This window comes from Neobacillus ginsengisoli, from assembly GCF_030813055.1.
On sequence record NZ_JAUSTW010000002.1, the window covers coordinates 145,294 to 171,499 of the forward strand.

Annotated in this window: 30 protein-coding genes; 18 read left to right on the forward strand and 12 right to left on the reverse strand. The window is 37.1% G+C overall.

Translation table 11 applies throughout. From position 1 onward, the window contains the following. Positions 1-132: 132 nt before the first annotated feature. On the reverse strand, positions 133-1,269 hold the full coding sequence (locus tag J2S10_RS06100) for a histidine kinase N-terminal domain-containing protein (RefSeq protein WP_307405442.1): 1,137 nt from the start codon (positions 1,267-1,269) through the stop codon (positions 133-135). A gap of 325 nt (positions 1,270-1,594) precedes the next feature. Between J2S10_RS06100 and J2S10_RS06105 the strand changes: the two genes are divergently transcribed. The 9 genes from J2S10_RS06105 (at position 1,595) to J2S10_RS06145 (ending at position 6,618) form a co-directional block, all read left to right on the forward strand. Next, positions 1,595-1,819, forward strand: a complete 225-nt coding sequence (locus tag J2S10_RS06105; RefSeq protein ID WP_307405445.1) for a FeoA family protein — start codon at positions 1,595-1,597, stop codon at positions 1,817-1,819. Further along, the gene (gene feoB, locus J2S10_RS06110; protein WP_307405447.1) at positions 1,819-3,822 is read left to right on the forward strand and encodes a ferrous iron transport protein B; all 2,004 of its coding nucleotides are present in this window, start codon (positions 1,819-1,821) and stop codon (positions 3,820-3,822) included. Before J2S10_RS06105 ends, feoB begins: the two co-directional genes overlap by 1 nt. 21 nt (positions 3,823-3,843) lie before the next feature. After that, the gene (locus J2S10_RS06115) at positions 3,844-3,999 is read left to right on the forward strand and encodes a FeoB-associated Cys-rich membrane protein (RefSeq protein WP_307405450.1); all 156 of its coding nucleotides are present in this window, start codon (positions 3,844-3,846) and stop codon (positions 3,997-3,999) included. 124 nt (positions 4,000-4,123) lie between these two features. Beyond that, positions 4,124-4,582 (forward strand): helix-turn-helix transcriptional regulator, encoded by a 459-nt coding sequence (locus J2S10_RS06120; protein ID WP_307405452.1) that lies wholly within the window; start codon positions 4,124-4,126, stop codon positions 4,580-4,582. A 277-nt stretch (positions 4,583-4,859) separates the two neighbouring features. Next, complete coding sequence (locus J2S10_RS06125; RefSeq protein ID WP_307406803.1) at positions 4,860-5,102, forward strand: hypothetical protein; 243 nt, start codon at positions 4,860-4,862, stop codon at positions 5,100-5,102. 129 nt (positions 5,103-5,231) lie between these two features. Then, complete coding sequence (gene sigY, locus J2S10_RS06130) at positions 5,232-5,789, forward strand: RNA polymerase sigma factor SigY (protein ID WP_307405454.1); 558 nt, start codon at positions 5,232-5,234, stop codon at positions 5,787-5,789. Further along, entirely contained in the window at positions 5,743-6,090 is a 348-nt protein-coding gene (locus tag J2S10_RS06135; RefSeq protein WP_307405456.1) for a YxlC family protein, read from the forward strand. Before sigY ends, J2S10_RS06135 begins: the two co-directional genes overlap by 47 nt. Next, positions 6,087-6,284 carry a sigma-Y antisigma factor component gene (locus tag J2S10_RS06140; RefSeq protein WP_307405458.1) on the forward strand — a complete coding sequence of 66 codons (198 nt, stop codon included), beginning with the start codon at positions 6,087-6,089 and terminating at the stop codon, positions 6,282-6,284. Before J2S10_RS06135 ends, J2S10_RS06140 begins: the two co-directional genes overlap by 4 nt. 19 nt (positions 6,285-6,303) lie before the next feature. Beyond that, complete coding sequence (locus J2S10_RS06145; RefSeq protein ID WP_307405460.1) at positions 6,304-6,618, forward strand: YbjQ family protein; 315 nt, start codon at positions 6,304-6,306, stop codon at positions 6,616-6,618. 43 nt (positions 6,619-6,661) lie between these two features. Here J2S10_RS06145 and J2S10_RS06150 read toward each other — a convergent pair whose 3' ends face one another. Next, on the reverse strand, positions 6,662-7,282 hold the full coding sequence (locus J2S10_RS06150; protein WP_307405462.1) for an NAD(P)-dependent oxidoreductase: 621 nt from the start codon (positions 7,280-7,282) through the stop codon (positions 6,662-6,664). 333 nt (positions 7,283-7,615) lie between these two features. Between J2S10_RS06150 and fumC the strand changes: the two genes are divergently transcribed. After that, complete coding sequence (fumC, locus tag J2S10_RS06155) at positions 7,616-8,992, forward strand: class II fumarate hydratase (RefSeq protein ID WP_307405464.1); 1,377 nt, start codon at positions 7,616-7,618, stop codon at positions 8,990-8,992. A 74-nt stretch (positions 8,993-9,066) separates the two neighbouring features. Here the strand turns inward: fumC and J2S10_RS06160 are convergent, their stop codons facing one another. Then, entirely contained in the window at positions 9,067-9,276 is a 210-nt protein-coding gene (locus tag J2S10_RS06160) for an alpha/beta-type small acid-soluble spore protein (protein WP_307405466.1), read from the reverse strand. A gap of 358 nt (positions 9,277-9,634) precedes the next feature. Here J2S10_RS06160 and J2S10_RS06165 point away from each other — a divergent pair, with 358 nt between their 5' ends. Further along, positions 9,635-9,787 carry a hypothetical protein gene (locus tag J2S10_RS06165; protein ID WP_307405468.1) on the forward strand — a complete coding sequence of 51 codons (153 nt, stop codon included), beginning with the start codon at positions 9,635-9,637 and terminating at the stop codon, positions 9,785-9,787. A 221-nt stretch (positions 9,788-10,008) separates the two neighbouring features. Here the strand turns inward: J2S10_RS06165 and J2S10_RS06170 are convergent, their stop codons facing one another. The 8 genes from J2S10_RS06170 to J2S10_RS06205 form a co-directional block, all read right to left on the reverse strand. Next, complete coding sequence (locus tag J2S10_RS06170; protein WP_307405470.1) at positions 10,009-11,109, reverse strand: ABC transporter ATP-binding protein; 1,101 nt, start codon at positions 11,107-11,109, stop codon at positions 10,009-10,011. A gap of 104 nt (positions 11,110-11,213) precedes the next feature. Then, entirely contained in the window at positions 11,214-12,122 is a 909-nt protein-coding gene (locus tag J2S10_RS06175; protein WP_307405473.1) for a PucR family transcriptional regulator, read from the reverse strand. A gap of 148 nt (positions 12,123-12,270) precedes the next feature. Then, positions 12,271-12,462, reverse strand: a complete 192-nt coding sequence (locus J2S10_RS06180; protein ID WP_307406752.1) for a hypothetical protein — start codon at positions 12,460-12,462, stop codon at positions 12,271-12,273. Between the two features lie 92 nt (positions 12,463-12,554). Continuing rightward, the gene (locus J2S10_RS06185) at positions 12,555-12,764 is read right to left on the reverse strand and encodes a YheE family protein (RefSeq protein ID WP_307405475.1); all 210 of its coding nucleotides are present in this window, start codon (positions 12,762-12,764) and stop codon (positions 12,555-12,557) included. Positions 12,765-12,843: 79 nt separating this feature from the next. After that, positions 12,844-14,031, reverse strand: a complete 1,188-nt coding sequence (locus tag J2S10_RS06190; protein WP_307405477.1) for a YheC/YheD family endospore coat-associated protein — start codon at positions 14,029-14,031, stop codon at positions 12,844-12,846. Continuing rightward, complete coding sequence (locus J2S10_RS06195; RefSeq protein ID WP_307405479.1) at positions 14,028-15,392, reverse strand: YheC/YheD family endospore coat-associated protein; 1,365 nt, start codon at positions 15,390-15,392, stop codon at positions 14,028-14,030. Before J2S10_RS06195 ends, J2S10_RS06190 begins: the two co-directional genes overlap by 4 nt. After that, positions 15,370-16,473, reverse strand: coding sequence for a YheC/YheD family endospore coat-associated protein (locus J2S10_RS06200; RefSeq protein ID WP_307405480.1), 1,104 nt, complete (start codon positions 16,471-16,473; stop codon positions 15,370-15,372). Before J2S10_RS06200 ends, J2S10_RS06195 begins: the two co-directional genes overlap by 23 nt. Continuing rightward, positions 16,474-17,853 carry a YheC/YheD family endospore coat-associated protein gene (locus tag J2S10_RS06205; RefSeq protein ID WP_307405482.1) on the reverse strand — a complete coding sequence of 460 codons (1,380 nt, stop codon included), beginning with the start codon at positions 17,851-17,853 and terminating at the stop codon, positions 16,474-16,476. It lies immediately after the preceding gene. Between the two features lie 240 nt (positions 17,854-18,093). Between J2S10_RS06205 and J2S10_RS06210 the strand changes: the two genes are divergently transcribed. The 4 genes from J2S10_RS06210 (at position 18,094) to J2S10_RS06225 (ending at position 22,199) form a co-directional block, all read left to right on the forward strand. Then, positions 18,094-18,441, forward strand: a complete 348-nt coding sequence (locus J2S10_RS06210; RefSeq protein ID WP_307405484.1) for a YlbF/YmcA family competence regulator — start codon at positions 18,094-18,096, stop codon at positions 18,439-18,441. Positions 18,442-18,719: 278 nt separating this feature from the next. Beyond that, on the forward strand, positions 18,720-19,589 hold the full coding sequence (locus J2S10_RS06215) for a Cof-type HAD-IIB family hydrolase (RefSeq protein ID WP_307405486.1): 870 nt from the start codon (positions 18,720-18,722) through the stop codon (positions 19,587-19,589). A gap of 127 nt (positions 19,590-19,716) precedes the next feature. Beyond that, positions 19,717-21,228, forward strand: coding sequence for a coproporphyrinogen III oxidase (locus J2S10_RS06220; protein WP_307405488.1), 1,512 nt, complete (start codon positions 19,717-19,719; stop codon positions 21,226-21,228). A 179-nt stretch (positions 21,229-21,407) separates the two neighbouring features. Then, positions 21,408-22,199: an enoyl-CoA hydratase gene (locus tag J2S10_RS06225; protein ID WP_307405490.1), complete on the forward strand. Its 792-nt coding sequence runs from the start codon at positions 21,408-21,410 to the stop codon at positions 22,197-22,199. Between the two features lie 210 nt (positions 22,200-22,409). On the opposite strand, the gene J2S10_RS06230 is transcribed toward J2S10_RS06225, so the two are convergent. Further along, positions 22,410-22,595, reverse strand: coding sequence for a YhzD family protein (locus J2S10_RS06230; protein ID WP_307405491.1), 186 nt, complete (start codon positions 22,593-22,595; stop codon positions 22,410-22,412). Positions 22,596-22,718: 123 nt separating this feature from the next. Between J2S10_RS06230 and J2S10_RS06235 the strand changes: the two genes are divergently transcribed. From J2S10_RS06235 to J2S10_RS06245, 3 genes are all read left to right on the forward strand, one after another. Beyond that, entirely contained in the window at positions 22,719-23,618 is a 900-nt protein-coding gene (locus tag J2S10_RS06235; RefSeq protein ID WP_307405494.1) for an ABC transporter ATP-binding protein, read from the forward strand. Further along, positions 23,611-24,864, forward strand: a complete 1,254-nt coding sequence (locus J2S10_RS06240) for an ABC transporter permease (protein ID WP_307405496.1) — start codon at positions 23,611-23,613, stop codon at positions 24,862-24,864. Before J2S10_RS06235 ends, J2S10_RS06240 begins: the two co-directional genes overlap by 8 nt. A gap of 117 nt (positions 24,865-24,981) precedes the next feature. Then, complete coding sequence (locus tag J2S10_RS06245; RefSeq protein ID WP_307405498.1) at positions 24,982-26,199, forward strand: metallophosphoesterase family protein; 1,218 nt, start codon at positions 24,982-24,984, stop codon at positions 26,197-26,199. Positions 26,200-26,206 lie beyond the last annotated feature (7 nt).

Here is a 26,206-nt window from a genome sequence, read left to right on the forward strand (position 1 = left end):
GACACTCCTGATAAAATTAAATTTTTAGTACATCATATGCGTCATTGTTTAGGAAGGTTTAAAGGGAGGAAATATAAAAATAGGGCTGACTCTTATGAGTCAGCCTCTTCTGTACATATCATTTAAATAGCGTCAATCACCATTGCTTCCGGGTACAGGAAGGGTGATTGAAAATGTGGTTTTTTCGGGTGTGGAGTGACAGGATAATTCACCTTTATGTTTCTCGATAATTTCTTTACACACAAACAAGCCGAGGCCTGTTCCAAGTTTTTTTGTGGTAAAGAAAGGCTCGAAAATAGTCTTTCGTAATTCCGCAGGTATCATCGGTCCATTGTTAGAAATGGTAATTTTAATTTGCCCGTCCTGCTCCAGCCAGCTAATTATTTCAACGGTTGGATTGGGATTTCTGTCATGGTTTAGAACGTCAATAGCATTAAAGATAATATTAATAAAGACCTGCCTTATTTCATCAGCATATCCATTTAATGTCATATCTTCAATTAATTCCTTTGTGATTTTAACTTTTCCGTCCAAAATGCTTGGATAAAGGAAATTTAATACCTCATCAATAAGCTTGTTTAGCTTAAAATAATCCTTCTCCTTCCCGATTAACTCTTTTTTAGATAAAAGCAAGAATTGAGAAATACGGAAATTAAGCTGATCCAGTTCACTTGATATGATATCTAAATATTTCATATTTGGATAATCAGCTTTTAGTAACTGGATAAATCCTTGAATAGAGGTGAGCGGGTTTCTAAACTCATGAATAAAACTGGAAGTCATTTGCCCAAGAAGAGTTAATCGGTCCTGATGGGTAGAGTCAATGACCATTGTCTTTTCTTCAATGATTTTATCTTTGGCTTCTGTAAAATGGGAAACAGCATAGAAAAGAAATTTATCAAAGCAAAAATTAATTTTGTTTATCGATTCTTGTAATTCCCGCCATTCAATTCCTGTTTTACTTAAATAACTGTATAAAACCGTCCTGCCAAGATTGACATTATAAACAAAATCCGCCATGTTAATATCGGCGATTACTCTTTCTTCTGATATTTCAACCGCCAGCCTTTGTATTTTTTCTACAAGCTCTTGTTCCGTAATCCTATGCATATTAAGGATGACATTAAAAAGAGCTTCGCCGTTATCGCGGATTTTCTCTTTATAAGGGTCTCCGTTTGCAATAATAATTAAATGTTCCCATTCCACAATTAAGCTTTCTTTATTCTTTTCAAAGAAAGCAATTAAATCTGTTTGCTTTTCCGTAAACATGCCGTTTTCCCCCTATGTTAATAGAAAACTCCTAACCAAAATAATTCGCTGATATATGGGAAAAATCCTCTATAAAATTGCTAAAAAATTACCTTTCCATTATTTGGCGAAAATACACATCAATTGACATTCGCTCATCTTCATTTTATCGGTTAAACCAAACCTAGTCCAAACGTTTTCTCTAATTAAATCAAATTATGAGAAAACCAAAGATTTTTCGAACTTTTGTCACAAATTTTATGTCCATAATACCTGTATTTAATGTTAAAATGATTTTATAAGAAAGATAATCATTCTCAATTAATAAAAATAAAGGGTGATATACATGTTTGGTTTGTTAAAAGCAGGGGATAAGGGAAAAATTATTGACATATCTCATGTTGGTCACCTTGTTCAAAGACGTTTGCTTGATTTAGGAATTACTGAAGGATCAGAAGTTTGTGTAAAATGTGTGATGCCGTTTGGCGGCCCCATCATGATTGAATCTTGCGGTCAGTGTGTCGGAATACGCCGTAAAGAAGCTGATCAAATTGAGGTGGAGAGACTATAATGGAAATCGCTCTTATTGGAAACCCTAATACTGGGAAAACTTCATTGTTTAATAATCTAACAGGCTCCTATGAGTATGTTGGTAACTGGAGCGGCGTAACCGTAGAAAAGAAGGTTGGGGTTTTTAGAAATAACATTGGCAGATTAATTGATTTGCCGGGTGTTTATACGCTAAACCCGTTATCAAAGGATGAAGGTGTCGTTACTTCCTTCTTTTTAAATGAACCGGTGGATCGATTACTAAATATATTAGACGCTTCACAGTTGGAACGTAATTTACATTTAACACTTCAATTGCTTGAATTTGAAAAACCTGCACTTATTGGTCTAAATATGATAGATGTGGCAAATAATCGCGGGATTCATATCGACGCTCACAAGCTTTGTGAAATACTAGGAGTGCCCGTCGTTCCTGTTGTTGCTAGAAGTGGTAAGGGATGTGATAAACTGGTAGAGGTTATCTCGACAGAATCCTTGCAAACAAAACAAAAAGAACTCATTTTTTATGGGGAAGAAATGGAAGAAGCAATTACAGCGATAACCAGGGAGATTAACGGAAAAACCGAACATTCTTCAAGATGGCTTGCCCTTCAATGGTTTGAAGGAAATGAGTATGTAAAACAATACCTAACAAAAATTGCAGACCCTAAAAAATTGGAAATCATTTATTCTGATTTGGCATCAAAGTTGACCAATCGGCATGGGGGAAAGTCACTTTCAAACTTCATTTATTTAAAAAGAAAAAAAGTTATTGAAAATATTCTTACAGAGGCCATTACAAAAAAGGATGCGATTGTTCCTTTATCAGAAAAAATAGATGGCATAGTAAGTAACCGTTATCTAGGGATGCCGATTTTTCTGCTGCTAATGTACTGTATGTTTATGTTGACATTTGATTGGCTCGGAACTCCTTTATCAGATGCATTAGATTCATTGATAACCGGACCGATAACGGGAATAATTGAAAAAATTCTAAGTTTAGTTCATGCTTCAGGTTTCATTCATGACTTAATTATTCAAGGATTAGTGGCCGGAGTTGGCGGAGTTCTTGTGTTTGTGCCGCAGATTTTTATTTTATTCTTCTTTATATCCTTATTAGAGGATTCCGGATACATGGCTCGCGTCGCGCTGGTAATGGATCGGATTATGGAATCGGTAGGATTAAACGGTAAAGCTTTTATTCCGATGATGATTGGGTTTGGCTGTAACGTGCCAGGAATAATGGCTGCAAGAACAATTGAAACACCGCGTGAACGGTTACTAACCATCCTATTAACACCGTTAATGTCATGTTCAGCCCGCTTACCTGTATACGCATTATTTGTAGGAGGTTTTTTTGCAGGTCATAAAGCATTTATTGTCCTTAGTCTTTATGTTCTCGGTATAGTTGTAGCATTAATACTGGCAAAGATTTTTTCTACCACATTATTAAAATCTGAAACATCATTATTTGTAATCGAGCTTCCGCCATATCGACTCCCTCAGTTTCAGTCGCTATGGAGAAGTACTTGGGATAAAGGGAAAGGATTTGTACGAAAAGCCGGCACATTTATTTTTGCAGGATCTGTCTTTATTTGGCTCTTATCTTATGCAGGTCCAAATGGGTTAAAGGTGGACATGGACCATAGTTATTTAGCGGCGATCGGAAATATTCTTGCTCCAATATTAAAACCAATTGGATTTGGTACATGGCAGGCTGCTGCTTCGTTAATTACAGGATTTTTAGCGAAGGAAGCCATTATCTCTACGATGAATATTATCTATTTTGCACCAAATGATGCTAGCTTACAAGGGTTATTATCAAATTATTATACTCCGCTTGCTGCGTACAGCTTCATGGTTTTCATTCTGTTGTATATTCCGTGTTTGGCAACGGTAGCAACGATCTTGAAAGAAACCGGTTCTAAGAAATGGACAGCTTTTTCGATTGGTTATGCACTGACCATTGCCTATATTCTGAGTTTCGTGATTTATCAGGGTGGTAAGCTGCTCGGACTCGTATAATTCTTAAAAGAGGTGGAATCCATGATTGCCAGCATTGTTATAGGCGTTGCTATTTTTGGTTACGCAGCTTGGGCCTTAGTAAAATTTATTAATAAATCGAAAAAAGGAAAATGTGCTGCATGTGAGCTGAAAAATTCCTGTTCCAGTGAGTGCAGTATCCCTCCACAGTTAAAATAAATTTAAGGAAACGCTGCTATCCTCTTGGGTAGCAGTGTTTATTTTTGATAAAGGTTTAATTACTTTAAAAAGTGGTGAAACTTGTGTAAAATTACACTATACGGGATTGAAGGAAGGGCTTATAGTGACCAGGGATGAAATTATCGTAAAAGTTTCTGAAAAGCTTCGTCTTATACGGACAGAAGCGGGTTATACTCAGGATAAAATGGCAGAAATCATTGGTGTATCAAAGAAAACTCTTGTGCAAATTGAAAAAGGGAGAGTTCTTGCCAACTGGTCTACTGCAGTATCGATATGTGCTCTTTTTAGGGAAACAGAAACCGTACAATTTTTATTTGGAAACGAACCGCTTGAAGTATTGGAAACCGTTGCCCGTGAAGGGATTGATTTCCCTAAAAGCAAAACGCTTGGCGGTCGTATTTGGTGGCGGGCTCTCTCAAAGAAAAATGGGTTTATTCTTCAGCAAAATATCCTAAGTAAACATTTTCGGATTTTAGATGAAAAGCATTACCGAATCTTTAGTAGTTTTGATGAAAAGCTTTCGAAGGTGCGTTTTAAAGAATTGACAAAAAATGATAAATAATGAAACGGGAAAAGGCGGCTTACCGTCTTTTTTTTAAAAGATAAGAAAGTATAAATTTTGACTTCGAGAATTGTCTAGCGCAAGCAGCCCAGCGACTAGTGTACTTCGCTCACCTCCTTACGATAAGTCAACACGAAAAAGCAAAAAACGCGATTCGTGTTTCCTTTATCTCATACGGTGTGCTCCAGTCCTGTCGTGCGCTAAACGGGCGTTTGCGCTTTTCCTATGTTGTCATAAAAACCGGCTATAATTCGAAAATTATTCCAGTGACCATTAAATGAAAATTTGTCTTCCGCATAAATATCCTTACTATGTTGACCAAGTATTAGATGAGGAAATTAACCGATATGGGTTATCCCAGGATGATTTATTAACCGGTGGATACCAAATTTATACAGAACTTGATCAGTCGAAGCAGACGGCGATGGAAAAAACGTATCAAAAGGTAAAGGAGATTAAGCGTAAGGCACGGTGCAAAACGTGTCTTTTTCTTGTAATTAATTTGTCTGAAAAAATGTAAATAACTTTATAATCATTGTATGCTGGAAATTATAAACTAAAATTATAACAATGAACGAAATTCATTTATAATCGTCTAACTTTTAAAGAGAAAAAGAGGGATGATGGGGAAAGAGAGGGCTTTTGCCGAATGGATGAGTTAATAGAAAATGCGAAGGATGGGGATCACCTTGCGTTTGCCATGTTGTTTAGAGAAAATTATCCATTCCTTGTAAAGTATTTAATGAAAATTACAATGAATCCCGATACAGCTGAAGAGTTGGCGCAGGAAACAATGGCGAAATGTGTTCAAAAGATTCATCTTTTTAATGGTCAAAGTAAGTTCTCTACTTGGTTGATTTCGATTGCAACCAATACATACATAGACCAACAGAGAAAGAAAAAAAGAGAAAAAAATTGGCAGGGACAAGAGGAAGTTTATCGAAAGTTAAAATGGCATTTTGAAAGTAGAAATGAAGAATGGAACGATGCGTTGGAGGCACTAGGACGATTGTCAGAGGATGTCCGTATACCAATCATACTAAAACACTATTATGGTTATTCTTACGATGAAATAGGCCGAATGATGAAATTATCTCCCGGAACTGTTAAATCAAGGGTGCACAACGGTATAATGTCTGTCAGAAGGGAGCTGAAACAGGGTGAAGAAACAGAAGGTCATCATACTCGACAACGAACAACTAAATAAAAGGGACTTGAATGCTATTCACAAACTACAAGAGGGATTAAACAAGGTTGATCAATTCCCTGTCTATACTCCTGAGTTACAAAGGTTTGAACAAATGGTTTTACGAGAACAGCAAAATACACGGAAAAAACTCATAAAGGATTTGGTTTTATTTTTACTGATAGCATTTTTCATATTAAGCGGGATTATCCTGTCGCTTTATCAAATGCCCGTCGTTTTTATCCTCCTGCAAATTTTTTCAATTGTATTTTTAGCAATGTATACAGGAGTACGTATTATTAAGAAGGTGAACAACTTATGAGCAAAGATATTACCTTAACCTTGATCATCGTTGTGGTTGCAATATTGTTACTTCAAAGTATTTTTCTATTTTTAGATGCGAGAAAACGAAATTACAACTATTGGCTCTGGGGAATTATTGGTCTTATTCAAGCACCAATGCCGGCTCTTTTTTACTTGATATTTGTTCGTAAAGTTTTTCAAAAAAAGCTTTAGAAAAGAGGGTGCATTTATCATGATGATCGTTACAACTGATTATTTACCAGGCAAGGATATTAAGAAACTATTAGGCTTGGTCAAAGGAAGCACGGTCCAATCAAAACATATTGGCAAGGATTTAATGGCGGGGTTAAAGACCATTGTAGGAGGAGAAATAAAAGAATATACCGATATGTTAAATGAGGCACGTCAAAAGGCGATTGACAGAATGAAGGATGAAGCAATTGAGCTGGGAGCTAATGCGATTATTGCAATGAGATTAGAAACATGCTCTGTTATGCAAGGAGCTTCAGAGATTATCGCCTATGGTACGGCAGTTTGGGTGGAATAATTCTGAAAGTAGTAAAGGGACGAACCAATGGTCTGTCCCTTTATTAATAGGATAACCCTACCCGCGATTCGATAAATTCATCGGAAAAAAGCTGTTGATAAGCGAAGTCTCCTGTATCAAATATGGAGATCGAGGATGGGTTTTCCGGGAGGAAATCCTTGCTGAATCGATAGTTTCCCATCCTTTCGCCCACAGGCAAGTAGGTTGGGCATACAATGGTCCAATCAAGACCGGAATTTTTTAATATCAAATAAGCTATTAAATGTTCTTTGGCATCACGGGTGGTTTTTCGTCTTGATTCAGATGATTGAAAACGATATAAATGCGGTTCCGATCGGGCTTGCAGAATTCCTGCTGTCCCAATAGTAATTATTCTTTTGATGCCTTGCATTTTCATATTTCTTATTATCAATGGCATTGATTCAGAGAGTGTTGTTGTTCCATCTGTATTTAATGCACTTATTACTGCATCCGTTCCAAACATGGTAGCTGCGATATTAGATTCATTTAAAATATTACCATCGAGAATCGATAGCTTAGATTCCGATGGGTTAAGCGAACTTGAATTCCTTACAAGTGCTTTGACTGAATGGTGTTCAGCTAAAAGATTTTCCAGGATAACGGAACCCACTCTACCTGTGGCACCAAAAAGGCAAATGTTCACAAAAAATTCACTTCCTTGTCACTAAAGTGTTATATCCATCTCAAGATTGAGAGCTCCTATTATGATAATTTAAAATTGTTTAAGCATCAAATAATAATTCGGGTGGGAGATAAGTGGCAGAGTATTCAGTCGTTCTTACAATCGGAAGTTTTTTAATCCTTTCTTATTTTATTGGATACATGATTGCTAAAGCATAAACTGCAGACAAATGTTTGCAGTTTTTTTTTTGCAATAGATGCTTAATTCTAACTACCGCCACATAATCATTTGTTAAAAATACGGTGATTGGGAATATATATTGGAGTAAAACAAAATGAAAAGGTGGGCTAGCTAGTGAATTATAGAATTGAAAGGGACACTCTAGGTGAAGTAAAGGTACCCGCAGAAAAATATTGGGGTGCACAGACACAAAGGAGCAGGGAAAATTTCAAAATCGGTATCGAGAAAATTCCTATTGAGGTTGTTTATGCGTTAGCCTATATCAAAAAGGCAGCTGCAATTGTTAATCATCAATTAGGAAAATTAACCAAAACGAAAATGGAAGCTATAAAAAAGGTGTGTGATGAAATTCTTCAAGGGCATTATGACGGGCATTTTCCATTAGCAGTCTGGCAAACAGGAAGTGGAACGCAATCCAACATGAACGTAAATGAGGTCATAGCCAATCGGGCCAACGAAGCGTTAAAAAAAGGGGAAAGCGCCGAAAGTGTTCATCCCAATGATGATGTGAATATGTCACAAAGCTCCAATGATACCTTTCCAACTGCAATGCATATTGCAGCATATATCAAAATAATTGAACATCTCATTCCTTCTGTCCAAGAGTTAAAAAGAACATTGTTGGAAAAGGAAAAGCTTTTTATGGGGATCGTAAAAATCGGCAGGACTCACCTACAGGATGCCACTCCCTTAACATTAGGACAGGAAATAAGCGGATGGAGAGCAATGCTTGAAAAAAGTGAGAAAATGGTTGAGGATGCAGCTGAAAATCTATTGGACTTGGCCATTGGAGGAACTGCAGTGGGAACAGGAATTAATGCTCATCCTCAATTCGGAGACAAAGCGGCAGATCAACTCGAAGAGCTAACGGGATATCCATTCCGTTCTTCTAAGAATAAATTTCATGCACTTACAAGTCATGATGATATTGTTTATGTTCATGGGGCATTAAAAGCATTAGCAGCAGATTTAATGAAAATTGCCAATGATGTACGCTGGCTTGCAAGTGGGCCGCGGAGTGGAATCGGTGAGATTAGTATACCTGCAAATGAACCGGGCAGCTCGATAATGCCTGGAAAGGTGAATCCAACGCAAAGTGAAGCATTAACAATGGTGGTATGCCAAGTTTTTGGAAATGACGCAACAATAGGCTTTGCAGCAAGCCAAGGGAATTTTGAGTTAAATGTTTTTAAACCAGTGATTATTTATAATCTGATCCAATCCATCACGCTCCTTTCTGATAGCATTCACTCATTTAATCATAATTGTGCGAGAGGTATAGAAGCAAACAAAGAAGTAATTAAGGATCATGTAGAAAGGTCATTGATGCTGGTTACTGCCTTGAATCCTCATATTGGTTATGAAAAAGCAGCTGAAATTGCAAAGCTTGCTTTTAAGGAAAATATTACATTAAAAGAGGCAGCTGAAAAAACAGGTTATGTAACTGCCAATCAGTTTGAGGAATGGATTCAACCAGAAAATATGGTTTAATAATTAAAAGCCCCTTCTCAAAAGGAAGGGGCTAAGCCATATTATTTATTTGTATAAATGGGGTGTCTCAAAAATTAACGGGAAAAACCGCCGCCACCAAGTTGTGATTCTGCCATTGCAACAAGGCGTTTTGTAATTTCTCCTCCGACAGAACCATTGGCACGTGAAGTAGTATCTGCACCGAGATTTACGCCGAATTCTGACGCAATTTCATACTTCATTTGATCCAATGCTTGTTGAACGCCAGGTACTACAAGTTGATTAGAGTTGTTGTTACTAGCCATAGTTGAATAACACTCCTCTTAATAAGTTTGGGGTCAGTATGGAATTGAACCATAATGGATTACCATTACCACCTTGGCCTAACCCATATTATCAATGCAACCTTTGATAAATTATTATAAATTGGAGAGAGGTTGTTGCTTTGTACTAACTATTATGTTTTAAAAAAATGGGCTTATTCCAAATACTGATTAGTAATTTATTCCATCACATATGACGTCTAAAGTAACGCAAACTAAAACCATACAATAATTAAAAGGGTGGATAGCGATGCCGATATGTCCGGTATGTAATGGACTCAGAGAAGTATATCTAATATGTACTAACTGTGGAGATCATATGATTGAAAGTGGCAGACTTATGGATTTCTATGATAATTACAGTCCTTATATGGAAATTGACTTAATGAAAATGGAGGATGGATATCTTGAAACAAAATCCGGGCATCAGTGTCCTCATATTTACCGATGTCCTATTTGTCATAAAGAAGAAGTTATTTTCATAAAAGAATGAGGCCGACACCTTCTGTATCAGCCTCATTTTTACTCTATTTATTTATAAATTTTTACTTTGAGAATTGTCTAGCTCCAACGCCCAGCGGCTAATGTACTTCACTCACCTCCTTACGATAAATCAACATCGAATCGCATAAAACGCGATTCGTGTTTCCTTTATCTCATACGGTGCGCTCCAGTCCATACGCCGCTAAACGGGGCGCTTGCGCTTTTCTTACTTTAAGGGCGAATTCGTGATTCTGTATCAACATCAAAGAAGTGTGCTTTATTTAAATCGAATGCCAGATCTACTGTGTCTCCAGGTTTCACATCTGCACGGGAATCAAGCCGGGCAACAAAATCTTGGTCACCAAGAGTTGAATATACCATTAGTTCTGCACCGGTTAATTCGGCAACATCAATTTTAGCAGCAATTTTTGTACCAACAGAAGACTCGATGAAAACTGGCTCATCATGAATATCTTCCGGGCGGACGCCAAGAATAATTGATTTGCCCACATAGCCTTGCTCACGAAGGAATTTCATTTTACCCTCTGGTATAGAAATGGAATTTTTACCGATAACAAATTTACCATCTTCAAGCTTTCCATTAAAGAAGTTCATGGCAGGAGAACCGATGAAGCCGCCAACGAAAACATTTTCCGGCTTTTCATACACTTCTTTAGGCGATCCAACTTGTTGAATGATCCCATCTTTCATAACAACTAATCGGGTTGCCATTGTCATTGCCTCGGTTTGGTCATGGGTAACATAGATGGTTGTTGTATCTAAACGACGGTGAAGCTTGGCAATTTCAGCACGCATCGCAACGCGGAGCTTCGCATCCAGGTTTGACAAAGGTTCATCCATTAAGAATACTTTTGCATCACGGACAATTGCTCGTCCTAGGGCCACACGCTGACGTTGACCGCCAGATAGTGCTTTTGGTTTACGGGCTAAATAGGCTTCAAGACCGAGAATTCTTGCCGCCTCCTGCACACGGCGGTCAATTTCGTCTTTTGGAAACTTGCGAAGCTTTAGACCAAATGCCATATTGTCATAAACCGTCATATGCGGATAAAGAGCATAGTTTTGGAAAACCATTGCAATATCACGGTCTTTAGGTGCTACATCGTTTACTCTTTTGCCATCGATTAAAAAGTCACCTTTTGAGATTTCTTCAAGTCCGGCAATCATTCGTAAAGTTGTTGATTTACCGCATCCGGAGGGTCCGACAAATACAATAAATTCCTTATCCTCAATATGTAGATTGAAGTCTTGAACTGCTGTTACTTTATTATCATAAATCTTATAAATATGATCTAATTTTAATTCAGCCATTTGTAAAACCTCCCTATTATTGTTAATTACAGTTTATATGGAAAGGTTTACAAACTATATAGGCATGTTGCACAAAGTTATTAAGATAACTTTTGGGCATATTGTTATTTTTTCTGTTCCTGTTCAAAAAGTAAACACGCTAAAAAAACGGTAAACGCCCCATAAAAATCTTTTAATTGGATACCCGTTTTCTCGACAAATTTATCGATACGATACTGAAGTGTATTTCGATGAATATATAATTTTTTCGCTGTCATACTTGCATTTAAATTGTTTTCAAGAAAAACCTTAATGGTTGAAAACATTTCCTGATCATCCAAAAATACTTCATTAAGTTCCTGCTTTACCTTGTGTTTTAATTCATCTTGTAGATGATAAGTCAAATAAGCCGGAAAAACTCGCTCAAAAGCAAAATTAAACGTATTGCCAAGATTTTTTTTTCCAAAGTTAAAGTATTCTTTCTCTTGATAAAAATAGGTAGGGAGGTCATGGGAAAGTAAGTGAATTTTGCCAATATAAAACGAAATTTTTATAAAAAAATCACTTTCTATAGTTTCTGACAACGTGATAAATTCTTTTTCTGATAGAGATATTAGCTTTTTCTCTTCAATAATTACTCCTCGATTCACATTTTCCCAGATGATGATTACTTCATCCGTAAAAAAGCCTTTTAATGCAGATTCGATTTCGTTTTGGTTTATTCCGTCGCCTTTAATATGGAACTGAATCATTCGGAAATATGCTTCAGTATTTGACGGGGGAATAGGGCCTTTTAAATATAAAAATTCATACCAGCTTTGTGATCCAGTTTTAAGGGATGATGTCTGCAAGTCAACTAATTCATAGAGTTTTTTAAGAAGATTAAGTTCCTTTTCGCTAATTTCCTTTTTGGGTATTCCAATCCATTCATTCTGTGACTCATCAAAAAAGATAAAAAATTGTTCATAGGAGTGATCGGGTTGTTTGGGAAGCAAAATTGAATTTTCATATAAGGACAATAATTTTCTAAGCATCGTTAAATTCCCCATTATCATAAAAAGTTGGAAGTTTGCTACTATTATAACAATTGCTGCTTCGTTTACACCTAATATCGTTTAAAAATAAAAAAGGCTGAACCGATGAAAATAAGATCAACGGTTCAGCCGGAAATGCAAAGTTACCTTAAGGACATTCGTAAGGGGGTTCTTCTTCAACAAGATCACGGGCTTCTTCAATATTGGTAGTATCATGACGGGCATGAACACTTCCACCTGACATCCCTTCATTAATCATTCGATCGATATCCATATAGGCCCTATCTCTACCCTCATAGACTGAACCCATATTTGTTAGATTTTCTTTTTTATCTTCCATGACTATCAATCCCTTTCCGATTTTCTATAATTAGTTTGTGGAAAGGTTTATATTTCATGCAAAAAGGAAAGATATTCATTCGGAAAATAATGTTATTCGTAGACATGGTAAAGCATAAGTTCATGAACCTGGCTTGTTAATGCATTAATATCTTCTTGCTCAGGAGTATTTGCAGTCCATTCAATTTTTCCGGTTGGGTGATAAATACCGGAAAATCTTTTCTTTTTATAGTAAAAAGAAAAATTCCAGCCGGGAATATTTTTATTGGAAAATAAAGGCTTGAACTGAAAGTGCATTAACATACTGAACATCCCCTTTTGAGTGTTGAGTGTATACCTTTAGAATACCTTGTTTGGGGAATGATTTAAATAAAATTTTCTGTTAATTATTGAAATTTGTTAGCTGTAGAAATAGGCGGCAAAGCCTGGAAATTTTTCTGTCTTCAATTTCCGTTTCATCAAAACTCATTGGTTTTGAATTTACCTCATAAATATAGTAGTGGCCAGAATGGCTAACGCCGGCATCAATTGAGAATTCGCCGAAATAGCCAAATTGATCGGATAATGCTTTTCCGGTATGTTGGACAACGGTTTGGATGAACTGATCATGTGCCTCAGTTTGGAGGAGCTGATAGGGAAGAAGACGGCCGCCTGCAGGTATATGTGTCGTTATTTCTTGTTCCAGTGATTGTCTAATTCCGATCCCGGTTACACTATAGCCATCATTTTCAGCATGGGCTAGAATTCGAAAATCAAATCGATTTCCATCATAATGGGCTGATTTGATTTCTTCCTGCGCTAAGTAGTTAATTTCTTGAAATACCTTTTCCCACTCCTCCCAAAAATGATAAAACGTTTGATAGATTTCGCTTGTGTGGATTCCTTCGAGCTTAACCCGCATATTCTTGCCCAGTTTCATTCGGAAAATTCCTTTTCCTTTTGCGGATTGGGCAGGCTTTAAGTAGATACTTTTATGTTTCCTTAAAAATTGAAAAAGTCCTTTTTTTTGATTTGCTAAGATTGTTTTTGGTAAATGAGTTTTTAGATATGAGTGGTTTTTCATTAAACAATAGAGGTCATATTTATCGATAAAACCCGGGTTGAAAAAAGGGATGTTTTTTTCCCTTAATGTAGAAAAAATTTGTTGGCAATTTACATCTTGTTCTGATTTTCGATATGGAATCCGATTATAAACAAGGTCAGGATAAGGAATTTTGATCTTTATCCACGTATTTTTTACCGGCACGAAAGTAAACCCGTTAATAACTTCAACACCGACACCTTCAGGAGTAAAGATAAAGCTTATTCCATTAAGTGAAATAAGCTTCTTTTGCAGCTCTATAAAAAGGGGAATATTTCCTGCAATTGAACCATTCGGTTTTCGGGATGTCAAAATCCCGATGAGGGGACCAATTTGGTTATTATTTAATCGCATTTCAAAGCTAGCATGCTCTTCTCCGGCCCCTTCCATCTCCAGAGCAATGGCCTTTTTTTCAGCTCCCATTGTGACGACTGTTTCTAAGCCGGTTTGATACCATTTTGCAGATTGGCTGTCATAGTATATTCTCATTTGAACAATTCCTCTGGATGTAAGAGGGATTGTTCAGTAAGAAAAACAGCAAAAGCAATCGATAATTTCCTGGTTAATAAGTCAAAGTCTTTTAGCTCAGGATGGCTGAATATCGATCTGCCCGGTTTGGAATTTGCTTCAAAAAGCCATACATCACCGTTTCGGTCGACCCCTAAATCAAAACCAATTTCACCGATTATGCCTTCCATATTTCGTTCCAAAGCTTTGCTTAAAAGTAGTGCTGCTGTTGTTAGTTTTTCTGTGTATAAAATACAAAGTTCATTAGGGAAGATCTCCTCGAGCGTTCTGATATCACCACCGCTTCTCATATGGGTGGTGACACTACCGGGACCTGCTATTTTTGCAGCAATAGCCGTTACGTGCCAATCGCCTAAATCATCTTTATTTGTATGAATTCGGAAATCAACGGGGCGCGACGCGTTTCGCAGCAAATGTATACCTTGTTGTATCAACATTTTTTCGAGATTTTGATGGGCAAAAACTGATTTAAATAATCCTTCAAGACTTGGAAATTTTCGCAGACGGTTAACGAACCCTTCATCCTGATAACGGCAGTAATATTCGTCTTGATGCTTATCATAAATTATTTGATGGACGCCTAAACCGAGGCTGCCGTTTTTCGGTTTCACATAAACATGCCCATAATTTGAAAGCATTGTTTCAATTAAAGAGAAGGAAGTAAACGGAAAGGTTTCGGGTAGATAGCCTGCAACAGTCGAATCCTGTTGAAGTCTTTCGTTAATATCGAGTTTATTAAAAAATCCCGGGTTGTACCATGGAATAAGATAATCATTTTGCAAGCGGTCTTTCACCCTTTTTAGTTTCGGGTTTCCTTCACTTTTACGATTTGGCAGTCGATCGTATATAACATTTGGAAATGGCACCTCAATCGTTTTCCAATTTTCATCATGAAAAAAATAACCATTAATCGTACCTTGTTCCCAATCTATATGCTGCTCTCCAAAAACAAAAGGCAAGGCACCTACTGTTTTTTTTACAGAAAGCAGCTTTGAAAAAAAGAGCGAGCGTTCGCCGATTGGACGCAGTGGAAATGGGGTGAATCCAGCTGTGAAAATGCCAATAAGCGGTCCGATATTCAGTATTTGATTTTCGATAAATAAATGCAACGGTATATCGAAGTTAGGAAATTGAAGGTCCTCTTGAATGCCTTTGCTAATGACAATCCGATCATTTTTAACCGGGTGGGGAAGGAAGTTAACTTCTATTGATTTTGAACCGAAAGCCAAACGCTTTAATGTTTTGTCTTTGATTATCGCAGGAGGACAAAAAACAACCTGCTGGTCATTTGGAGAAACCTCAATGAGATAGCGTTTTCTCATAATAACGCTTCCTTTCTTGAATACCGGACAGGGAAATGTATTTCCCATAAAGAAGAGGGGCTTGATAGAGCGTCTCCGTTATGTCCGGTTGAGTATGAAATAAGACCTTTCGACCGGGCTTGGAATTCACATCAAGAATCCAGATTGAGCCGTTTTTCGCGATTCCAATATCAACGCCAAGCTCAAATAAGGGCATAAACTCTTTCTCAAGTACATTCGGCAGATTGGTAATAATGTATTCTAATTCATTGCAAATATAATCATATTTTGTTGAGGAAAGTGTAGTTGCCCAGGATGCAAAATTGATTACTGAGCCACCGGCACTTAAATTCGAAAGAAGTCCTCCGGTATTTCCTTTCCGAATTCCTCTGCCTCGCTCGACCCAGGAACCTTGTTCGTTTTTTTGAAGGAGTAATCTAATATCAAAGGGCTGCAGCTCATCATTGGATAATTCAAGATACGGCTGAAGCATATACTTATGCTGATTAATTAGTGTTTGTAACCATTGAATGAGCTTTGCCTCATTCGGAAAAATGCGTGAAATAATATTCTTCTGTTTTTCTGTTTTAACATGATACGTTTTTTCGTTTTTCTTTACGTAATATATACCGTATCCTTGAGAGCCATTTATCGGTTTTAAAATAAGTTTATTTTTTGTTTTTAATTCCTTTAGCACAATACCGCAATTAGTTACTGGTTGGGAAGGAGGTAGGTATGGTGCTAAAATAGAACTCTTTAGAGCGTCATAAAGTTCAAGTTTATTAGGTAAACCATAGCCAAGAAAGGTTATATCATTTCGGCTTTTGAGCCAGGAGACAATGGGAATGCATTGTTTTGAATGTTCATCATCTCCATAAAAGCAACGGTCATAAATGATATCGGGAATTGTAAATTCACTTTCTATCCATTGCAGCCCGATCGGGTCAAATCTCTTACCTTGAACTTGGAGTGAATGTGGATCTATCTTGGAAGGAAGGAAGCGAAAACATTCCATCTCACAGGATTGAGCCCGCCTAGCGATTTCATCAATATAGGAATTTTCGCTATCCATACTTAAAGTCATAATTCCAAAGGTCATCATTTATAATTCCTCCTTTAAAATATCTGTATTAAACGCCAATGCTGTGCAATATTCAATAATGGACTTTGCAGAAGGTCTTATTTTCCCAAGTCCATCCTCGAAGTTTTTGGAGGGTTTCGAGTTTACTTCAATAAGCCAAAGCTTTCCATCTTTCCCGACACCAATGTCGATTCCAAGTTCCCCGGTGATACCGGGTGAATGCTTGCTAATGATGGAAGCAGTTTCGATTGACAGCTCCTTCATATTTGCAATCACTTCGAGCGCTTTCCTTTTATTCATACATGTGGATAATGCATTCAGAGGCTTCAGTATTCTCCCTCCCCTGGCAATATTGGACACGAATTCCTGCTCTGCTGAAATCCTTGCTACAATCGACGTAACTTCCCAGAAATTAAATTGATTTTTATGACATAGCACTCTAAAATCCATTGCACATGATTCGGCAGTAACGAGTGGTATTCCTTGTTGAATAATATAAATTCTATTATGAATAAATGGTTGTATTTGCTGATAAATTTCCTTTAAGGAATATTTTTTTCCAACCTGATCGGCCTTGGATTTAATTGAGGATTGAAAAGAATAGTGGAGATCGTCTTCTTTTTCTATTTTAAAAATATTTCTTCCTTGACTTCCATGGACCGGCTTAATAAAAACAGTCTTATATTTTTGAGCAAATTCATATAGGTTTTCTTCAGAAAAGATTCCCGTCTCGGGAACAAATGATTGGGGATAATCATCTTTGATTAAATGTTCATACACTTCCCATTTAGATAAAAAGCGATTATTAAAAATAGGAATGTTTGATTGATCCAGTTTTTTGCGGAAGTTTTTAAAATGATTATTCTGTTCAAGCCTGCGTGAATGGATACGGTTGTAAACTACATCAGGCAGGGGAAGCTTTGCGGAAATCCACTTCCCATTTTCAAAGTAATATCCCCGGCTCAAATATTCATGATAAGCAAAAACATAGAAGAAACCGCCGTTTTCTGATATTTGTTGGTGAAGCTCTCCGCAAAAGGTATGGACAGAACGGAAGTGCGGATCTTCATTTTCATTTATATGAAAGTCTGTTAATAATCCAATTACCGGACCGAGATAAAGTGTGTGATTTTCAGAATTAAATTTCGCTTGAAATTTATACTTTTGAATAGGGAGACATAACTCTTTTAATATATTCTCAGGGAAATGGATTTCGTAATTGACCGAATCTATTGTTTGGACCTGGAGATAAATGATTTTCTGGCCTAAAGAAATTTTTATTTCCTCGTCTATTTCTAACTGTAAAGCCTGAATTAATGGATTGGATATCTGGATCAGTGAGTCGTTTCTATTGTTTGATTTTCCAGGAACAATCGTTATGGTTGTTAAAGAAACGGACATAATCACTCCTCATTTGCTGTCAATAATTATTAATATATAGGCATAAGCTGATATAGTATCGTATGTAAGGGCGATATGGATGGTGATTTTTATGTTGATTGGAAAGGAGGAAGGAAAGTTTCACATACTATCATTCTGCCCAATGTACGGTTTCATTAAGGTTTAGTGACATTCTCGCAATTAGGCGCATAGTTTGTTATAGTTGTAAAGAATTGTTTATCTAAAAAAGGAGTGTACCTGATGGCAATTAATTTATATGATTCCGCCTATGCATTAGAAAAAGCGATCCGTCAAAGTGACGAGTATACACAATTAAAGCAAATGTATAATGAAGTAAACGCAGATCCTACAGCAAAAAAAATGTTTGATCAATTCCGCCAAATACAAATGAACTTGCAGCAAAAGCAAATGATGGGACAGGAAATTACCCAGGAAGAGGTTCAGAAGGCTCAAAGTACTGTGGCACTTGTTCAGCAGAATGAAAAGATTGCCCATCTTATGCAAGCGGAACAGCGAATGAGTATGATTATCGGAGAATTAAACCAGTTAATAATGAAACCTTTGGAAGAACTTTACGGAAAGATGTGACATAAAATTATTGCTTTCGGTCGAATGTACCGAAGGCTTTTTTATTTATTGAAATAAAATTTTGATCTTTGAGAATTGTCTAGCTTCAGTGCCTAGGGGCTCTAAGGTCTACAGCCAATCCGTCCTGAAGGTTAAAAAGCGACCTTCAATCCGGCTCGTCGTATGCCTGTCGCCCCTGAGCAAGGCGCTTCCGCTTTTCTTTGTACCTGTTCTACAAATGGGCGAAAAATCATAAAAGTGATATTAGGGTAATTTCACCAAGAACAGGGGGCAACATAATGATTTATCGCTTGCTTGCGTTAAATATTGATGGGACGCTGATTCAATCAAACGGAAAGATCCATAAGTCAACAAAGGAAGCTGTTGAATATGTTCAACAAAAAGGTATTTATGTAACACTTGTTACGTCAAGAAGTTTTCCCTCAGCCAGAAAGGTGGCTAGGGCTTTGAAAATAAAGGAACCCATCATTACCCATCAAGGGGCGTTTATTTCAAGTGCCCATGAGAAACCAATTTATGTTAAACGGATAAACGAGGATATTACCTATGATACGATCCGCTTTTTAGAAGCACTGCCATGTCAAATTCGCCTCGTTCATGAGAACTTTTCATTAGCAAATAAGTTTAAGCATGGGTCTAATTTGTTGGCCAAAACGGTCTTTACATCCGGAGATCCTGTTTTTTATTCTCAGCAATTTGTTCCAATACTTAGTGAATATTTACATGACCAACCGGCTACCCCTCCGAAAATTGAAGTTTATTTTGAAGAGAAAAAAGACCTTGAGGATGCGAAGAAAGCTCTGGGTAGAATGTATAGGGAGATTGAAGTAATTGAGTTGGATCGATTACGTTTGGATATCGTTCCGGGCGGTGTTTCAAAACTAAACGGACTAACCTACCTGGGGAATCAGCTTGGTATCCATAGAAAAGAAATGGTGGTAATTGGTGATGGCATTGACGATATTCCACTGATAGAAGCAGTAGGGCTGGGGGTTGCTATGTGGAATGCCAGTTATGAAGTTAAAAGAGCAGCCGATTGGATTACCCGATCTGAAAATGAGAATGGCGTTGCTTATATGGTAAAAGAACATTTCAGGAAACAGCAGCCAATTGAGTTTTTACGAAAGATGAATATTATAAAAAAATGAAACTCGAAGATATCATGGGTAAATGCTCATGATATCTTTATATTTAATGTGAATGATTTCCACTATATTGACCTTGAATTAACGTTTTTGTACACTTAAGGAAGTTTACTTTGAAAAGGTGATATTTTTGAGAATTTCTATTTTAGGGTTAGAGGATGAAAGATTTAAACGGCCTCTTCAGTTGATTGCCAATTTATTTTTTGAAGAATCGCAGATTTCGTGTGCCAAAATGGAGGAAAGCGAGGTACAGATCAATTTTACCTTGGAAGTGAAGGAGAATGTATCTGTTTCTGCGAAGTTGCAGGACAAAATTGGAAATGTCTTCAAATCAAATTACCAAAAAGAAATGGTACCCTTTGATTCCGAAAAGGAACGATTTAAGCAAATAAAAAATGCAGTAGCCCATGTTTATTTAACTGTTTTGCAGGAGTGGACAGGAATTACACAAAAATGGGGAATTTTAACCGGAATCAGGCCTACAAAACTGCTTCACCGTAAAGTACAGGAAGGTATTCCTTTAGCACTTGCCCATCAGCAATTAAAGGATGACTACTTAATTACAGACGAAAAAATAGAGTTGATGCAGCACATTGTTGAGCGTCAGCTTACGGCAGTTCCTGATTTATATTCACTTCAAAAGGAAGTAAGTATTTATATTGGAATACCTTTTTGCCCAACTAAGTGCGCCTACTGTACCTTCCCTGCTTATGCCATTAATGGCCGTCAAGGATCAGTGGATTCATTTTTAGGCGGCCTTCATTATGAAATGAGAAAAATCGGTGAGTGGTTGAAAGAAAAGGGAGTAAGGATCACTACTGTTTACTTTGGCGGCGGTACACCAACAAGTATTACAGCAGGTGAGATGGATATGCTCTATGAAGAGATGTATACATCATTTCCTGATGTTAAGCATATTCGTGAAATTACCGTTGAAGCGGGTCGCCCCGATACTATTACACCGGAGAAATTAGACGTGTTGAAAAAATGGAATATTGATCGGATTAGTATTAATCCGCAATCCTATACGCAAGAAACATTAAAAGCAATCGGCAGGCACCATACAGTTGATGAAACCATTGATAAATATCATTTAGCCCGTGAAATGGGGATGAATAATATCAATATGGATTTAATTATCGGCTTGCCGGGTGAAGGTATACCTGAATTTGCCCATTCACTGGCGGAAACGGAAAAGCTAATGCCGGAATCCCTTACTGTCCATACTTTATCGTTCAAACGGGCTTCTGAAATGACAAAGAATAAGGAAAAGTACAAAGTTGCTGAACGGGACGAAGTTGAAAAAATGATGGAGCTTGCACAAGAGTGGACAAACGAACATGGGTATGTCCCATATTACTTATACCGGCAAAAAAACATTCTTGGCAATCTTGAAAATGTCGGTTACGCAGTTCCAAATCAAGAAAGCATCTACAATATTATGATTATGGAAGAGCAACAAACGATTATCGGACTTGGCTGCGGTGCCGCAAGTAAGTTTATCGAACCTGATACAGGGAAAATCACTCATTTTGCTAATCCAAAGGACCCAAAAACGTATAATGATAGCTTTAAAGCATATACAGAAGACAAAATAAAAATTCTAGATGAATTATTCTCTAAAAAAGGTTCTCCTGCTTAAATCCGGTAGGAGAATTTTTGTTTTTTAAAACTAAATCATTGATGTAATTGATGGTTATATTAAAGCCGGTATATTACTATTTTGTTGTAGAGAAAATTCGTTATATTAAGAAAATTAGTTTTTATTCCTCACATTTCCATATATAATGGTATTGAGAAAAATTATGGGGGGCGTTTTCGGTGTCGATGAATTTTGTTTCTGATAAAGTGAATTTAAGAGTAAACGGACGAGTTGCAACGGTGGAACTGAATAGGCCGGAAGCTTTAAACTCATTGGACCAAGAATTAATTAAGGGTCTTGTCTGCAAACTTAAAGAAATTAGCGATTCTGATGAGATTGATATTGTCGTGTTAACAGGAAAAGGGAGAGCCTTCTCAGCAGGCGGAGATATTAAAACCATGCTTTCCAATACCAATGGAGACGATTTTTTTCCGATTATGGACTGTATTAGTGAGTTGATCGTAACTCTCTATAGTATTCCAAAGCTGACCATAAGTGCAGTTTCAGGTGCGGCAGCAGGTTTGGGATTTAGCCTGGCTTTAGCAACCGACTATATCATTGCCGACAAAACAAGCAAATTAGCAATGAATTTTATAGGAATAGGCTTAATACCTGATGGGGGAGCGCATTTCTTTTTAGAGAAAAGGTTAGGCGAGACAAAGGCAAAGCAAGTTATTTGGGATGGAAAAATGATGAATGCTAATGAGGCATTCCAATTAGGGTTGATTCAAGAAGTAGCAGACGGGATCCTTCAGGAAACGCTCGATGCAAGAATCGCCGATTGGTTAAGCCGTCCTGTCCAAGCAATGATTAAAACAAAAAAGATATTAGCAGAAAAGAATCGGCCGCAGCTGCTAAAAATATTAGAATTAGAAAAATACGGCCAAAGCAAAATGCGCGAAACTATTGACCATAAGGAAGGAATTAGAGCATTTCTTGAGAAAAGGTCACCCAACTTTATTGGTAAATAAAGGATATTTTCGTATAGATTGTGGTTTTTCGTAGGATATGTCTAACTCGTACTAATTAAGGTATCGTGGCATCTATTCGACATTATTTTAATCGTTTTTATACCCAGAAACTTTGCTTTGTACGTCTTTTTTATATTAAAAGCAACAAAGTTTACGAAAAGAGCCTAAATAGAAAACAAAGAAGCAGCGCTTCTTTGTTTTTTAAACTAGTCAAGAGTGAAATAGCAGCAGCTTGCCGCTTGGTGATGTAAAGCGATGCGTTTTCTCTATTAAGTTTTTTTCAGTTAATAGTTTCTCTGCTAATGCTTTAGCGGTATCATCATGTTCAGCTTGAATCGTTTCTTCCAGGATTTTTTCTCCATTAGGCTCAAAGGCTGTTAATTTATAGGTCTTCATCTTGCATTCCCCTTTATTAGAATATTGTTACTATTATTTTTGCATAATTGCTTCAATTGTGCAAAAAAAATTGAAACTAATATATATATAGAACGTACTAAATAAATAAAGGGAGGAATGGAAATGGTTCTAAAGTTAGAGCATGTCACCAAGCGATTTGGACAGTTTACGGCTGTTGAGGATTTATCCTTGGTAATTCCCGAAAAAGAAATGTTTGGATTTTTAGGGGCAAATGGAGCAGGAAAAACGACAACATTCAGGATGATATTAGGTCTGCTTGATCCGAGCGGGGGGGAAATAACCTGGGACGGGCGGCCGATTGATTATTCAACGAGCCATTTGGTCGGCTATCTTCCGGAGGAAAGAGGCTTGTACCCTAAATTAAAGGTAAACGATCAAATCGTCTATCTGGCAAGATTAAGAGGAATGCAAAAGACCGAGGCATTATCAGAATTAAAACTTTGGCTGGAGCGATTTAAAATTCCGGAGTATGAGAGCAAAAAGGTAGAAGAATTATCAAAAGGAAACCAGCAGAAAATCCAATTTATTGCTGCAGTCATACATAAACCAAAATTATTAATACTTGATGAACCATTTAGCGGACTTGACCCGGTTAATGTCGAACTATTAAAGGAAGCAGTCCTATCCTTGAAAGAAAATGGAGCAACCATTGTGTTTTCGAGTCACCGGATGGAGCATGTTGAGGAGATGTGTGAACATCTTTGTATATTGCACAAAGGCAGCCCGGTAGTACATGGGTCGTTAAAAGAAATAAAACGGGCATTTGGAAAAAAGAACCTTGTGATCCATGCTGATTTTCCCTTGGATTCATTAAAAAACTATCCCGGTGTAGTGAAGACTAAATCAACAATGGAGGGTATTCACCTGCAGATTGAAGGAGAGAAAGTGGCAGAACAAATTCTTAAAGAAATCGTGGGGAAAGGCTTTATCCGTAAATTCGCTCTTGAAGAACCTTCTTTAAATGATATTTTTATCGAGAAAGTAGGTAATTCATATGAATAGTTTCAGGATTATATTATTCCATACCTATTTAAACAAATTTAAAACAAAATCCTTTCTTATTACAACTCTACTAACTGTAGTAATCATGTTAGCCTTTACTAATATCAATAGGATCATTGATGCTATTGATAAAAACGGTGGAAAAGACAAAGTTGCCGTTCTTGATGAAACAGGACAGCTTTACGAGCCGCTAAAGAAACAACTTGGAACAGTGAATAAAGAAATGAAACTCACTCTATTTAACGGCAGTGAAAACGATGCCGAAAAAGCAGTTAAAAATGGAGACTTTAAAGGACTTATCCAATTAAGTTTCAATGCCGAGAAGCTCCCGGTGGCTAAATATAAAGCAATGAGTATTGCTGATTCCGGTGTGTATTCTGATCTGCAAACTTCACTCCAGCAAATTAAAACCATGCTTGCTGCATCTCAGATTAACCTAAAACCTGTACAGCTGAAGATGCTTTATGAACCCGTATCTTTTGAGAAGATGGCACTTGAGAAGAATGCAAAAACAGAAGAACAATTAAATCAAGCACGTGGACTGGTATATGTACTTCTATTTATCATTTATTTTGCTGTAATTATGTACGCAAATATGATAGCAATGGAAGTAGCAACAGAAAAGTCATCCAGGGTAATGGAAATATTAATTTCCAGTGTTTCACCTATAAAACAGATGTTTGCAAAAATATTAGGAATTGGACTTTTAAGTCTTACACAGCTTGCTGTATTGTTATCGGTAGGTTATTCATCGATTAAACATAATATGGAATCCTTAAAAGGTGGATTTTTTGATGCTTTCGGATTTAGCAGTATTCCGATGGGAACCATAGTGTATGCTGTTATATTCTTCATATTGGGGTATTTTCTATATGCCACACTTGCAGCATTCCTAGGATCATTAGTCAGCAGAATTGAAGATGTTCAACAGATGATTACACCGATGACGATGCTGGTGGTTGGTGGATTTATGATTGCCATGTTTGGTCTAAACAAGCCTGATTCACCATTTATTACAGTTACCTCCTACATTCCATTCTTTACACCGATGATTATGTTTTTACGGGTTGGTATGCTGTCCATTCCTGTTTGGGAATCTTTAATAGGAATCGGCATACTTGTTGGAACGATTATAATCCTGGCAATATTTGGCGCCCGTGTCTATAGAGGCGGCGTTTTAATGTATGGAAAATCAAATTCCTATAAAGATATTAAAAAAGCGTTGCAATTAACAAAGAATGAATAATGTGGAAAGAGAGACTGATGCTTAAGTGTCAGTCTCTTTTATTATTTTTTTTACTAGAACGTGCATTCGTATTTTAGGAATGATAAAATAAAGAAAAGACATTGAGAGGAATTACTGATGAAACAGATAACTTTTATTCATGCTGCGGATTTACATTTGGACAGCCCTATGGTCGGATTGAAGCACTTGCCTCCAAGCATTTATACAAAAGTAAGGGAAAGCACCTTTACGGCGTTAAAAACGCTCACGGAAACTGCGATTAAACACCGTGTCGATTTTGTTATTTTAGCAGGTGATTTATTTGATGGGGAAGACCGTAGTTTAAGGGCACAATCACGGTTTCGTACGGAAATGCTCAAGCTGTCGGAAAAGGAAATTCCCGTTTATGTCGTTCACGGAAATCATGATCACTTGAATGGAAAGTGGGTTAACCTGAATATGCCTTCGAATGTTCATATTTTTACCAGTGAAGTAGAAACAAAGCTGTTAAAAACAAAAAGTGGTGAAATGATCCATCTTTACGGCTTTAGTTATCCCGAGCGGCATGTTTTCGAGAAGAAAATTGATGAATATAAGAAAAAAAAGGGCGCTGATTTTCATATTGGTCTTCTTCATGGTAATGCGGGAGGGGGGCAAGAACACGATAACTATGCTCCATTTTCAGTGCAGGACCTGTATGAAAAACAATTCGATTATTGGGCCTTAGGCCATATCCATAAAAAGGCGATTCTTTCTGAAATCCCTCCGATTATTTATCCTGGAAACATTCAAGGGAGAAATAAGAAGGAACTTGGAGTAAAAGGCTGTTATCATGTGACGTTAACGGATTTAGAAGCAAAGATGGCCTTCGTCGAAACCTCTGAGGTTGTTTGGGAAGAAGCAACTGTCGATGCCTCAACTGCAAGCAGTTTTCATGATGTATTTCAATTATGCCAAAATAAAATAAATAGTTTTCGAAATGTCAATAAAGGAACGCTACTCACACTTTATTTGGAAAATATCCAATTGGACGATGATCGTGAAAAAAGAACTCTTGATGGGGAACTTTTAGAATTGCTTTTGGAAGGGGAAAAGGACGAAGAATCGTTTGTTTGGATGGTTGATTTGATTGTCTCTGAAAGCTCGCAGATGGACAAGGATCAATTGAAAACGGAAGCAAACTTTTATGCGGAGCTTTTTGAAACCGCAGAACAATATACCGAAATTGGCGAGACATTGGCCCCTTTATATGAGCATCATTTAGGAAGGAAATATTTATCCCAATTAACCGCCTTAGAACAAAAAGAACTCATGCAAAATGCGGAGAAGCTGTTAATAAAATTACTCTATCAATAACAGAAAG

Coding starts and splice junctions, on each gene's coding strand:
- J2S10_RS06100 (WP_307405442.1), bottom strand. CDS start 1,269: ATGTTTACGGAAAAGCAAACAGATTTAATTGCTTTCTTTGAAAAGAAT.
- J2S10_RS06105 (WP_307405445.1), top strand. CDS start 1,595: ATGTTTGGTTTGTTAAAAGCAGGGGATAAGGGAAAAATTATTGACATA.
- feoB (WP_307405447.1), top strand. CDS start 1,819: ATGGAAATCGCTCTTATTGGAAACCCTAATACTGGGAAAACTTCATTG.
- J2S10_RS06115 (WP_307405450.1), top strand. CDS start 3,844: ATGATTGCCAGCATTGTTATAGGCGTTGCTATTTTTGGTTACGCAGCT.
- J2S10_RS06125 (WP_307406803.1), top strand. CDS start 4,860: ATGAAAATTTGTCTTCCGCATAAATATCCTTACTATGTTGACCAAGTA.
- sigY (WP_307405454.1), top strand. CDS start 5,232: ATGGATGAGTTAATAGAAAATGCGAAGGATGGGGATCACCTTGCGTTT.
- J2S10_RS06140 (WP_307405458.1), top strand. CDS start 6,087: ATGAGCAAAGATATTACCTTAACCTTGATCATCGTTGTGGTTGCAATA.
- J2S10_RS06145 (WP_307405460.1), top strand. CDS start 6,304: ATGATGATCGTTACAACTGATTATTTACCAGGCAAGGATATTAAGAAA.
- J2S10_RS06160 (WP_307405466.1), bottom strand. CDS start 9,276: ATGGCTAGTAACAACAACTCTAATCAACTTGTAGTACCTGGCGTTCAA.
- J2S10_RS06165 (WP_307405468.1), top strand. CDS start 9,635: ATGGATTTCTATGATAATTACAGTCCTTATATGGAAATTGACTTAATG.
- J2S10_RS06170 (WP_307405470.1), bottom strand. CDS start 11,109: ATGGCTGAATTAAAATTAGATCATATTTATAAGATTTATGATAATAAA.
- J2S10_RS06175 (WP_307405473.1), bottom strand. CDS start 12,122: ATGCTTAGAAAATTATTGTCCTTATATGAAAATTCAATTTTGCTTCCC.
- J2S10_RS06180 (WP_307406752.1), bottom strand. CDS start 12,462: ATGGAAGATAAAAAAGAAAATCTAACAAATATGGGTTCAGTCTATGAG.
- J2S10_RS06185 (WP_307405475.1), bottom strand. CDS start 12,764: ATGTTAATGCACTTTCAGTTCAAGCCTTTATTTTCCAATAAAAATATT.
- J2S10_RS06190 (WP_307405477.1), bottom strand. CDS start 14,031: ATGAGAATATACTATGACAGCCAATCTGCAAAATGGTATCAAACCGGC.
- J2S10_RS06195 (WP_307405479.1), bottom strand. CDS start 15,392: ATGAGAAAACGCTATCTCATTGAGGTTTCTCCAAATGACCAGCAGGTT.
- J2S10_RS06200 (WP_307405480.1), bottom strand. CDS start 16,473: ATGATGACCTTTGGAATTATGACTTTAAGTATGGATAGCGAAAATTCC.
- J2S10_RS06205 (WP_307405482.1), bottom strand. CDS start 17,853: ATGTCCGTTTCTTTAACAACCATAACGATTGTTCCTGGAAAATCAAAC.
- J2S10_RS06210 (WP_307405484.1), top strand. CDS start 18,094: ATGGCAATTAATTTATATGATTCCGCCTATGCATTAGAAAAAGCGATC.
- J2S10_RS06215 (WP_307405486.1), top strand. CDS start 18,720: ATGATTTATCGCTTGCTTGCGTTAAATATTGATGGGACGCTGATTCAA.
- J2S10_RS06230 (WP_307405491.1), bottom strand. CDS start 22,595: ATGAAGACCTATAAATTAACAGCCTTTGAGCCTAATGGAGAAAAAATC.
- J2S10_RS06235 (WP_307405494.1), top strand. CDS start 22,719: ATGGTTCTAAAGTTAGAGCATGTCACCAAGCGATTTGGACAGTTTACG.
- J2S10_RS06240 (WP_307405496.1), top strand. CDS start 23,611: ATGAATAGTTTCAGGATTATATTATTCCATACCTATTTAAACAAATTT.
- J2S10_RS06245 (WP_307405498.1), top strand. CDS start 24,982: ATGAAACAGATAACTTTTATTCATGCTGCGGATTTACATTTGGACAGC.